The sequence below is a fragment of the Pseudomonas sp. Y24-6 genome (assembly GCF_020295325.1).
Lineage (GTDB): Bacteria > Pseudomonadota > Gammaproteobacteria > Pseudomonadales > Pseudomonadaceae > Aquipseudomonas > Aquipseudomonas gregormendelii.
This window is the reverse complement of record NZ_JACBXG010000030.1, coordinates 1-7,611: the sequence shown is the minus strand read 5'-3', so window position 1 is coordinate 7,611 and position 7,611 is coordinate 1. Positions and strand designations below refer to the sequence as shown.

The 7,611-nt window shown below is 55.8% G+C and carries 14 protein-coding genes; 7 read left to right on the top strand and 7 right to left on the bottom strand.

The window, feature by feature from the left end; genetic code table 11:
• Positions 1 to 31: 31 nt before the first annotated feature.
• The 5 genes from HYI44_RS28995 to HYI44_RS28975 form a co-directional block, all read right to left on the bottom strand.
• Positions 32 to 262, bottom strand: coding sequence for a hypothetical protein (locus HYI44_RS28995; RefSeq protein ID WP_225571191.1), 231 nt, complete (start codon positions 260 to 262; stop codon positions 32 to 34).
• Positions 259 to 1,068 (bottom strand): phage antirepressor KilAC domain-containing protein, encoded by an 810-nt coding sequence (locus HYI44_RS28990; RefSeq protein WP_225571190.1) that lies wholly within the window; start codon positions 1,066 to 1,068, stop codon positions 259 to 261. Before HYI44_RS28990 ends, HYI44_RS28995 begins: the two co-directional genes overlap by 4 nt.
• 86 nt (positions 1,069 to 1,154) lie before the next feature.
• On the bottom strand, positions 1,155 to 1,397 hold the full coding sequence (locus HYI44_RS28985; RefSeq protein WP_225571189.1) for a hypothetical protein: 243 nt from the start codon (positions 1,395 to 1,397) through the stop codon (positions 1,155 to 1,157).
• 20 nt (positions 1,398 to 1,417) lie between these two features.
• Complete coding sequence (locus HYI44_RS28980; protein ID WP_225571188.1) at positions 1,418 to 1,612, bottom strand: hypothetical protein; 195 nt, start codon at positions 1,610 to 1,612, stop codon at positions 1,418 to 1,420.
• Between the two features lie 31 nt (positions 1,613 to 1,643).
• Positions 1,644 to 1,853: a hypothetical protein gene (locus tag HYI44_RS28975; protein WP_225571187.1), complete on the bottom strand. Its 210-nt coding sequence runs from the start codon at positions 1,851 to 1,853 to the stop codon at positions 1,644 to 1,646.
• Positions 1,854 to 1,942: 89 nt separating this feature from the next.
• Here HYI44_RS28975 and HYI44_RS28970 point away from each other — a divergent pair, with 89 nt between their 5' ends.
• The 3 genes from HYI44_RS28970 to HYI44_RS28960 all read left to right on the top strand — a co-directional run bounded on the left by HYI44_RS28970 (position 1,943) and on the right by HYI44_RS28960 (position 4,336).
• The gene (locus HYI44_RS28970; protein ID WP_225571186.1) at positions 1,943 to 2,773 is read left to right on the top strand and encodes a S24 family peptidase; all 831 of its coding nucleotides are present in this window, start codon (positions 1,943 to 1,945) and stop codon (positions 2,771 to 2,773) included.
• Positions 2,774 to 2,846: 73 nt separating this feature from the next.
• Positions 2,847 to 3,968 carry a hypothetical protein gene (locus HYI44_RS28965; protein ID WP_210704499.1) on the top strand — a complete coding sequence of 374 codons (1,122 nt, stop codon included), beginning with the start codon at positions 2,847 to 2,849 and terminating at the stop codon, positions 3,966 to 3,968.
• Positions 3,968 to 4,336, top strand: a complete 369-nt coding sequence (locus HYI44_RS28960; protein WP_210704498.1) for a hypothetical protein — start codon at positions 3,968 to 3,970, stop codon at positions 4,334 to 4,336. Before HYI44_RS28965 ends, HYI44_RS28960 begins: the two co-directional genes overlap by 1 nt.
• 72 nt (positions 4,337 to 4,408) lie before the next feature.
• On the opposite strand, the gene HYI44_RS28955 is transcribed toward HYI44_RS28960, so the two are convergent.
• A complete protein-coding gene (locus HYI44_RS28955; RefSeq protein ID WP_225571185.1) occupies positions 4,409 to 4,723 on the bottom strand; it encodes a DUF1654 domain-containing protein in 315 nt (104 codons plus the stop codon).
• 708 nt (positions 4,724 to 5,431) lie between these two features.
• Here HYI44_RS28955 and HYI44_RS28950 point away from each other — a divergent pair.
• From HYI44_RS28950 to HYI44_RS28935, 4 genes are all read left to right on the top strand, one after another.
• On the top strand, positions 5,432 to 5,956 hold the full coding sequence (locus HYI44_RS28950; protein WP_225571184.1) for a hypothetical protein: 525 nt from the start codon (positions 5,432 to 5,434) through the stop codon (positions 5,954 to 5,956).
• 568 nt (positions 5,957 to 6,524) lie between these two features.
• A complete protein-coding gene (locus tag HYI44_RS28945; RefSeq protein ID WP_225571183.1) occupies positions 6,525 to 6,938 on the top strand; it encodes a hypothetical protein in 414 nt (137 codons plus the stop codon).
• Positions 6,935 to 7,129, top strand: a complete 195-nt coding sequence (locus tag HYI44_RS28940; protein WP_225571182.1) for a hypothetical protein — start codon at positions 6,935 to 6,937, stop codon at positions 7,127 to 7,129. Before HYI44_RS28945 ends, HYI44_RS28940 begins: the two co-directional genes overlap by 4 nt.
• Positions 7,126 to 7,296 (top strand): hypothetical protein, encoded by a 171-nt coding sequence (locus tag HYI44_RS28935; protein WP_225571181.1) that lies wholly within the window; start codon positions 7,126 to 7,128, stop codon positions 7,294 to 7,296. The genes HYI44_RS28940 and HYI44_RS28935 overlap by 4 nt, the downstream gene beginning before the upstream one ends.
• A gap of 124 nt (positions 7,297 to 7,420) precedes the next feature.
• On the opposite strand, the gene HYI44_RS28930 is transcribed toward HYI44_RS28935, so the two are convergent.
• Positions 7,421 to 7,611 (bottom strand): hypothetical protein (locus HYI44_RS28930; RefSeq protein WP_225571180.1); only part of this gene is annotated, 191 nt, incomplete at its 5' end.

Below are 7,611 nucleotides of genomic sequence, written 5' to 3'. Positions count from 1 at the left end.
AACTCTGGTTTTACAGTGCGTATCCTGGCCATCATGCGGCCTCCAATTTGGCGATGATGAGTGCGGCTTCTCGCTCAATGGCGAGTCGTTCCGCTTCAGGCATTTGGTTGTAATAGAACAGAGCGCGCTGGAGCTTTTTGGCGGTTTCGAGAAGATCGGAATGGTCGCCCAATGAAGCGCTGGTCACTCGACCGCCAGCCAGAGACATTCCGAGCCGGATGCCATGCGTGCTGTTTTCGATGACTACTGTGATGCGACTCATGCGGCATCTCCCAGCAGGTCAGCGTCACGGCGGGCCCACAGAGCCTGCAACTTGGTCAGTCCTTTGCCGGTAACTCGCGGCGTGGACACAGTGGTCTTGCCGTTTTCTGGGTGTTCGAAGGTGCTGAGCTTGGCGGTCAGATAGCCGGACTCAATCGGGCCCTGCATGGGCTCGTTTTTGCGAAGAGTCACCCAGCGGCGCTGACGAAGAAACGCCATCAAGCGGTTCTGCCCGGTGCCGATCAGCTTTGCGGCCTCCGCCACGGAGTATGTTTCGTGCGTGACTGTCACGGCGTCGAAGAAGGCGGCTTTGGGTGCGTCGGCGGCGACCTTCTGCTCGAGCATCAGGTTTTCGTGGGATAGCTCTGAGTTGTCTGCCTCCAGGGCGACAACCTTCCGGACGTTGTCGGTCAGGAGGGCCAGAAGAACCTTGGGGTCATTTAGGCTTGAGATATCGAAAGCAGGCTTGGCGGTCTTTTCTTCCAATTCGTGAAGTCGACGAATCACCTTCAGGCGCAGTGGAACGCTGTATCCAGTCACCAGAGTTTCAGTGAGCTCCCGATTCAAGTGGTAATTCTCTGTATAGCCCCGCGAGTCCTTGTCTTCGAGGACGTCATCCAGAACTGGATCATCACCGAGAGCCTTAAGCATGACGCGGATATCGCGAATTACGTGCGCGTGAAATTTACCGGTCAGCTCAGCTATCTCAGAACTGGTCATAGAAATTGAGCGCGACACGTTTTGAGAATGTAGAAAATGTGTCGCGGACTTTTTCAGGCCCTGTACATCGGTGTTAGAGGTATGCATAATCGGCCTCACAGAGTTTTACGATTTGTGCAGTTGAAGAAACCACCGGGCCTGGTGGTTTTTTTTCGCCTGCTGTTTGGGTTTCTCTATTCGGAGCCTTCATCAGCCCCTCCTTTTTCAGGGCCTTTTAAGTCCTGAAGCGGGTCTCGCCGTGTCGTTGGTAGGTGTCGGATTTTTCCGGCTCCCTTTGGCCTGGTTTTCTCGAAGATCCGCTCTGTTCCAAGCCTTGTGGCGTATTCGTCAGGAGTCATTCCTGCCGCTTTTGCCAACCTCTCAAGCTTTTCATAGAGCTTCCCGTCGATCCCATGGCAGATCGTGTTTTCGGGCACGTTGGCCTCCTTTAGGGACTTCAGGCCATCTGGTGTTTTTCGGTAACATCCTGCTCGACGATGCTTTCCAGCTTTTCTTCCACGCACATGCGCACGAAGACAGCGAGTTGCAGTTTGTGAAGCCGCGCCACTGCCTTGAGCGCTTCGTACGTCTCGTCGTCGTAGCGGGACTTAATCTCCCGGTCTTTCAGGTGGCGAGAATCGTCGTATGCCATTGAGTGAATCCTTCTGCGGTTGAAATAGGTTTTAGGCGGCGGATTTTTTAAGTGTCTGAGCAGGGTCGTCTTCACGGCGAGCAATCAGCGCCCCGCTCGACTCCTTCTCCAAAACGCATTGCATCGGGTAGGAGAACCCCCCCGTGGTCCGGCACTGAGATACCCGGCTGCCAGTCACGCCAAGGGCGTCGCCGATAGCGCGGCCAGTGCCGAAATGTGTCAGTGCCTCGTCGTAGGTCATGGTTGTGTCTCCAGTGTCTACGCCGAGTTTAGAGTTCTTAACAACACAAGGCAAGTTATCTAAACAATGATTTGTTTAGAATCCTAAATATGGAATTTAAAGACCGCATCACCGAGCGCATGAAGGCCTTAGGCCTGACGCCTGCAGACATCATCAAAGCGACTGGCGTCTCGAAAGCGACCGTCAGCTTTTGGGTGTCCGGCACTAATGGGGCGAAGGGTAAAAATCTTCTTGCGCTAGCGAAGGCTCTTGAGTGCTCGCCTGAATGGCTGTCTGAAGGAACGGGCTCGCCAGGTGATGTCGCATCGCAAGATGGCCCGAAAGCAGGCTCTACCAGCGCGGAACTGGTGGCTCACATGCTTGCGACGAAAGCCGGGAAGAACCTGTCGGAGAAAGCGCGGGAAATGGTTTTGGCGGCAGCAACTGAGGCTGATACCCCTGCCGCAAACGGACAGCAATACCTGCCGCAGAATTACACGGCGCTGCGCCCAACGAACGACGAGATTCTGATCCCTCAATACGACATCCGCGCCGCAATGGGTCACGGCCAGGTCCCGCCGGAGTACAACGAGGCGGTCCGTAACCTTGTGGTGCGGGAGGCGATCTTGCGCGAAAAGGGAGTGACCTATACCGCCGCCAGTGCACTAGCCATGATCACGGGCTGGGGCCAGTCGATGGAAGGCACCATCAATGACAAGGATCTGGTGATCGTAGATCGCGGGATAAAGGAGTTCGTTGGCGAGGGAATCTATGTGATGACCTGGCACCAAGAGCTGTACATCAAGCGTGTCATGCGCCTCGATGAAGACAATTACCGCCTGATCTCGGACAACCAGCATTACGAAAACCAGACCGCCAGAATTGACGACGTGACGATCCACGCGAAGGTCCTGTTCATATGGAATGGTCGCAAGGCCTGACACCTGGCAGTTTTTAGCGTGCGGTGTGCTCGCGCCGCGAAAACCGAGCCATCACCTGAGATAAGGAAGTCATATGAAGAAGCCATTTGTCGCACCTCGACTCGTCGGCGCAAGATTTGATGACCACACGATCCCACTCGAGCTGCTAAAGGATTTGGCAGCGCTGGAAGAGTTCGTGGTGGCCGTAGCTAAATGGAAATTTGTTCAGCAGCACGGCCGGGTTCGGACGCCAAAGGGATTTACGGATCACTTATCGATAAACCTGTCCTCGGTCGGAGAGGGAAGCGCTGTCCCCAACATCGTGATTGAATACAATGATCCTACTGCGGGCCTTTTTGCTGCCGCCAACGAGGACTATTTTTTCCAGGCGGTGCAGTCGATTGGTAATGCGATAGACGCCGCCGAGCGTGGCACTCCGATCACCGAACATGTACCCGCAACGCTGCTTGGATACTTCGACAGATTCGGCAGAGGCTTGCGTGATGGGGAGGTATTGGAGTTTCGACCGGGAACTGATAGACCTGCTAGGCTCTCAAAACTAACTCGGCGGAGACTTCTGCTAGCGTCACAGAATCAGATTCTCACGGATGAAGTCACCGTCCGCGGCTTGGTGCCTGAAATAGACCAAGCAAAAATGAGTTTTGAGCTGCTCCTGCCTGATGGCAAAAAGATTACCGCGAAGATGGATGCAATACACCTCGACACTATCCTTGAGGCTACGCGCGGGTTTCGTGATGGGCTTAAAATTTCAGTATCGGGTGTTGGTCGATTTGACCGCATGGAAAAGCTTCACTCCCTGGACCTTATTGAGGACGCTGTGATCATCGAATCGAATGATCCGCTCGCACGATTGGATGAGCTCAGACTTTTACGAGTCGGCTGGCTTGACGGTCGCGGCGTGGTCCCAAGCCCTGAAGAGTTTGACTGGATAGAGTCATTTTTTAGAGATCAGTACCCAGCTACTCTGCCCACGCCATTTATTTATCCCACTGCCGAAGGTGGCTTCCAGTTTGAATGGAGAACCGGCAATCAGGATCTCAGCCTCGAAATTATTCCGCAGAACAAAACGGCTGAGCTGCACGGCCTCAATATCAAGGACGGCGCAGACACATACATGGAGCTGAATCTCGAAGCTAGGGCTGACGTCGATTCGCTGATAGATTTCATTTCCAAAGCAGCAAAGGGTGAAGTGTAATGGACGATCAAACTCAGTTGCTGCGACAGGTTCACCCAAGCTTTGTGCAAGACGGAAAAATTACATCTCAGGTTTTCCGTCCGACTCCGAAGGATGACAAGAAGCTCTCTTCTTATGATGGTGACTTGATCACTCCAGAGGCTTCATACGCTCACTTCACTGCCAGGGAAGATTGCCGATCGGCGGGCGTAGTTTCTATAACTACAGCCGAATGCCAAGCGCTGGGATTGCCGGCGGTATCTGATCCGGAAGAGTTCCCGGAGCACGTTCTGATCGATTTCAGTGAGTTCGAAAAGAAGGAAATCGAGAAGAAAGCGAAAATCCTCAGGGCGAATGCGGAATCGCGCGACTGGCTCTTTAAGCCATAACTTCGGGGCAGTAACGTACAATCATCGCCTGACTCACAAAGCCCGCCATACAAGCGGGCTTTTCAATGCCTGTCAGAATGGAGCGACCTCCTCCACCTTCATGAATTCGTCAGGCACTTCGGCCTCGTGATCGTTCTCAGATGACGCCTCCCATTTCAGCGTCACCGACTCGTCGTCGTTGAACGTCATCTCGATGCCGTCCGTCTCCACCAGCAAGCCCATCACTTCGTCCCACTCCCTGTCCCCATCGCTGTCCAGTCGATGAATCGTCACGCATCGCAGATCCTGCGCGAACGGATGATTGATCATTGACGACACCCTCAGGCCAAGCCGCTCGATCCCGCTCATCTCCTGCCGTACTGCTGGTTTCGCCTGCTTCTTAGCCATTCAAAATCCTCCTTATTAGAACTGTATATCCATACAGCATCAGCACAGCATAGCGTGTAGATTCCTAAACCGAAAGACCTGTTGATACTAGCGCGACTCGGCGCCTTTTCGCTCCGCTTGTTAAGTTTTCTAAAATAAGTGTTGACCTATTTTGTTAAGTTTTCTAAATTACACCCATCGCAGCGACACAGTCCCTGCGAAGGGCCTCTGAAGAGCCCGCCACTCTTTAACAATCAGCGCAATACGAACAAAGACGGCACTGCCTCTACGGCGACCGGAGATCAGATAGCCCCGAAAGGCTACCAACGCGAGGCGCACCTCGACGGCTGACTAGAGCGAAACGCTCGAACCGTGTGAATGACCCGATAAGCAGAGCCAGCGAAAACCAGATTTGAATTAGCGCTCTGAGCTTCGGCATTGAAGGGCGCCGGACCTCATGCACCCTGCCCACCTAACCGGGCAAACGAGCTGCAGCGTGCATGTTGTAGGGACCTGTGATCCGGGGTGAACAGATTCTGATTGATGCCCTGGTGAGGAAGCTCACCGCCAACCAACGAAGACGACGGCCAGCCCTGCAATCAGTAGCGGGCAACGGGCCAACACCGCTGACGCAATAACCCAGGCCGTCGCCAGTAGCGGGCCTGGGATCCACAGATTTACTGATGCCGCTTCGATGAGGCGGCATTGGAAATCAACGGAGGACACGAGATGGCCTACTACAAGACAAGCGATGCCGGTGTGCTGGCGGCTTGGAAGGCGTACAGGGAAAGCGCGGATCGCTTGCAGGTGCTTGGCGAAGAGTTCGCGAAGCGCTTTGTAGGTGCCACCGCACTGTTCCAGACCAGCATGCATAGCGGTCGTAACTTTTACGGGCTGAAGTTCAGCCCGGTCATGCCGCAGCCGCTCTGGACGAAGCCGGATCCAAAGGCGGACAGCTCGCAGTTCCCTCGGTCAAGTCTGCCACCGGGAACTAAGGGTGAAGAACGCAAAGCCTTGAAGCTTGAGCTGGAAAGGCTGCAGGAAGAGTTCAAAGAACATAAACCGAAGGACAAGGCGGATCTCCAGCCATTTCTGGATGCATTAGGACTTGGCGGCGGCGCGCTGTTCTTCTCCAGCTATAAGCATGTGGTCACACCTGACTGCATTTACGTCAGCACATCTGCAAAGCCTGGCGGCGTGATGACCGAAATACTCGGTAGCGAGTTTGAGGCTGCCGAAGAAGCAAATCCCTGAATAACCAGCGCCACGGCAGCCTGCCGATAACTGCCCGAGCACCTGGTACTCCCCAGCACCAGGCCGCATCGGAGTGTGATCTGAAAGCGCAGGCTGATGCGAAACGACGCAGGCTCAAAAGTGCGGCGCCGATGGGCGAAAGCTGGTCGGCTCGGTTGAACCTGACACTTCACACGCAAGCCGGGGATCAGCGCCGGCCAGATCACACCCCGATGCGGACNGTGATCTGAAAGCGCAGGCTGATGCGAAACGACGCAGGCTCAAAAGTGCGGCGCCGATGGGCGAAAGCTGGTCGGCTCGGTTGAACCTGACACTTCACACGCAAGCCGGGGATCAGCGCCGGCCAGATCACACCCCGATGCGGACGATTCTGCACCGCGCAACGCGGCCCCCTGCATCAACGATTAAACGCATCACGGTGAGTCTTATGAGATTTAAGGCTCACCGCTCTCGACATTACCAACCGACACAGCTCGCATGCACTCCCCTCCGCGCCCAACGGCAACCAGCGGAATGGATGAGTGCAGCCGAGTTTTGTTGGATCAACCCCGCCGCTCTGGATGCGACCATGAACGCAGCACTGATTGCTCAGTTGAACTACGAAAACCGGACGCTGCCTCCAGTGAGCGAGAGCCCCCAGGATGAGGCGCGGGCCGAGTGGCTGTACAACGCCGCCGAAGAGTTGCTTCGAGGATGTGGCGTGTCCTTCCAGCGCCGTATGCGCAAGCCGCAAGGCGTCACCGCTGCACAGTTCGCTCTTGCGGTAGACGAGCACGTCAACAAGCGCTTGGCGGATTGCGAGATCGAAACCTCGGCGCTGGGCTGGCTGCTGATCTCCGCCGAACGCGGACAGGCAGATAAGACTTCCACCGCCGAGCTGCTGGGCCGAAGCGATCACCCTCTGGGCAAGCTTGGCGAGATTGCCGAGGAACTGCTCGCACCGATGGCCGACGACGCCATCAAGGCCCAGGCCGGCCAATGAGCCCTCACATTCTCATCGACCAAGACCTCGACGAGCTATCGCATGCTGGTTGTCCCGAAGGCTACGAAGTGCTGGTGATGCGCAACATCACCTCCTTCCTGCAGGCCCAGAAGATCAGCATCGAAGAATTCCACCACTACTGCAAAAGGCTGAACGACGTTGTTGCGCGCCGGCCAAGGAGATCTGCATGAGCACGCCAATCGTGAAATCGCTGATCGACGAGCAAATCGCCGAGATCGAGCGAAGCCTGACCATCCTCGGCGCGGGCCTTCCGCGCGACCTTCCTGTCTCGGCCCTTCCGCCGAAGCTTGCCGCAGCAATCAAGGGCGGCCGGGTGGCTGTGAGGGTTCGGTCATGACCATGATCTGCAGCAACTGCAACAGGATCGGGATCCATTGGGTCGGCCCGCTCGGCAACCTTACCGGCACCAGGTGCCCGCACTGCGGCGGGGAAAACTGCCAGCGCGAAGTTGAGCCGGTAGATCAGTGCCGCGAGTGTGGCAGCGAAGTTTGCAACGGCGAGTGTTTCGGTGACGACATGATGGGGTCTTCGTCATGACCACCTACCAGCGCGCTAAGCGCATCTACTTCTGGCGCGGTTCCGCCCTCGTCCTGTTCGGCACCACCTTCGTGATGCTCGCCAGCTCCTACTGCTCTCAGCTCACCCAATAACC

What these genes read in the sequence shown, in the direction of transcription:
- HYI44_RS28975 (WP_225571187.1), bottom strand. Translation starts at nt 1,853, where the DNA reads ATGACCTACGACGAGGCACTGACACATTTCGGCACTGGCCGCGCTATC.
- HYI44_RS28950 (WP_225571184.1), top strand. Translation starts at nt 5,432, where the DNA reads ATGGCCTACTACAAGACAAGCGATGCCGGTGTGCTGGCGGCTTGGAAG.
- HYI44_RS28960 (WP_210704498.1), top strand. Translation starts at nt 3,968, where the DNA reads ATGGACGATCAAACTCAGTTGCTGCGACAGGTTCACCCAAGCTTTGTG.
- HYI44_RS28980 (WP_225571188.1), bottom strand. Translation starts at nt 1,612, where the DNA reads ATGGCATACGACGATTCTCGCCACCTGAAAGACCGGGAGATTAAGTCC.
- HYI44_RS28955 (WP_225571185.1), bottom strand. Translation starts at nt 4,723, where the DNA reads ATGGCTAAGAAGCAGGCGAAACCAGCAGTACGGCAGGAGATGAGCGGG.
- HYI44_RS28995 (WP_225571191.1), bottom strand. Translation starts at nt 262, where the DNA reads ATGAGTCGCATCACAGTAGTCATCGAAAACAGCACGCATGGCATCCGG.
- HYI44_RS28940 (WP_225571182.1), top strand. Translation starts at nt 6,935, where the DNA reads ATGAGCCCTCACATTCTCATCGACCAAGACCTCGACGAGCTATCGCAT.
- HYI44_RS28935 (WP_225571181.1), top strand. Translation starts at nt 7,126, where the DNA reads ATGAGCACGCCAATCGTGAAATCGCTGATCGACGAGCAAATCGCCGAG.
- HYI44_RS28965 (WP_210704499.1), top strand. Translation starts at nt 2,847, where the DNA reads ATGAAGAAGCCATTTGTCGCACCTCGACTCGTCGGCGCAAGATTTGAT.
- HYI44_RS28945 (WP_225571183.1), top strand. Translation starts at nt 6,525, where the DNA reads ATGAACGCAGCACTGATTGCTCAGTTGAACTACGAAAACCGGACGCTG.
- HYI44_RS28990 (WP_225571190.1), bottom strand. Translation starts at nt 1,068, where the DNA reads ATGCATACCTCTAACACCGATGTACAGGGCCTGAAAAAGTCCGCGACA.
- HYI44_RS28970 (WP_225571186.1), top strand. Translation starts at nt 1,943, where the DNA reads ATGGAATTTAAAGACCGCATCACCGAGCGCATGAAGGCCTTAGGCCTG.